This is a genomic window from Halomicronema sp. CCY15110 (assembly GCF_016888165.1).
Lineage (GTDB): Bacteria > Cyanobacteriota > Cyanobacteriia > Phormidesmidales > Phormidesmidaceae > Halomicronema.
The window spans coordinates 1-214 of the sequence record NZ_JACSWC010000013.1; the positions used below are offsets into that span (position 1 = coordinate 1).

1 protein-coding gene is annotated in these 214 nt (G+C 64.0%); it reads left to right on the top strand.

Annotated features, from left to right (window positions below):
* Positions 1-214: tetratricopeptide repeat protein (locus JUK32_RS00055; RefSeq protein ID WP_204136836.1), on the top strand; the 214-nt coding region annotated here is incomplete at both ends.

Consider the following 214-nt stretch of genomic DNA (forward strand, 5'->3'; position numbering starts at 1 on the left):
CCGCATCCGGGGGGACAAAGCGGCGAATATCGAGCAGGCGATCACCGCCTACCAGCAGGCCCTCACGGTGATGACGCAAACGGCGATGCCCGTCGAGTGGGCCACCACCATGATGAATCTGGCAACCGCCTACTCTGACCGCATCCGGGGGGACAAAGCGGCGAATATCGAGCAGGCGATCACCGCCTACCAGCAGGCCCTCACGGTGATGACG